General features: G+C 51.2%; 1 protein-coding gene. It reads right to left on the reverse strand.

Features of this window, described 5'->3' with window-relative positions; translation table 11 throughout:
- Positions 1-51: 51 nt before the first annotated feature.
- Positions 52-174 carry a hypothetical protein gene (locus tag QP990_RS12190; RefSeq protein WP_284799431.1) on the reverse strand — a complete coding sequence of 41 codons (123 nt, stop codon included), beginning with the start codon at positions 172-174 and terminating at the stop codon, positions 52-54.
- Between the last annotated feature and the right edge of the window lie 162 nt (positions 175-336).

Below are 336 nucleotides of genomic sequence, written 5' to 3' on the forward strand. Positions count from 1 at the left end.
GTTTTGGGAAACCAACCCGGCCCAAGAAATAATGGAAATCAAGGCAAATGCCTAGGAACAAAACCCGGGACACTTCAAGATGCGGATGATGGCGAAGTCGTAGCCTTCTTGTTGTGCGGTGTGTAGGTTGAGTCCGTTGTTGTGTTCAGACACGTCGAGTCCGTACAGTGGCATGATTATTTTCCCCCTTGTTTTGTGGTTTTAGTTGTTGAGCCAGCTGTGTAGGGCTGGTGTGAGCGCTTCGATGGTGTTTCGGCCTGTGGTGTAGTCATCTGGGCCGAAGAAGAGCGCGTGTAGTTGGTTGGTGGCGTTGAGTATGGGTTGGTTGACGACCCA

This window comes from Corynebacterium sp. MSK071, from assembly GCF_030232125.1.
Taxonomy (GTDB): domain Bacteria; phylum Actinomycetota; class Actinomycetes; order Mycobacteriales; family Mycobacteriaceae; genus Corynebacterium; species Corynebacterium kefirresidentii.

Coding starts and splice junctions, on each gene's coding strand:
- QP990_RS12190 (WP_284799431.1), bottom strand. CDS start 174: ATGCCACTGTACGGACTCGACGTGTCTGAACACAACAACGGACTCAAC.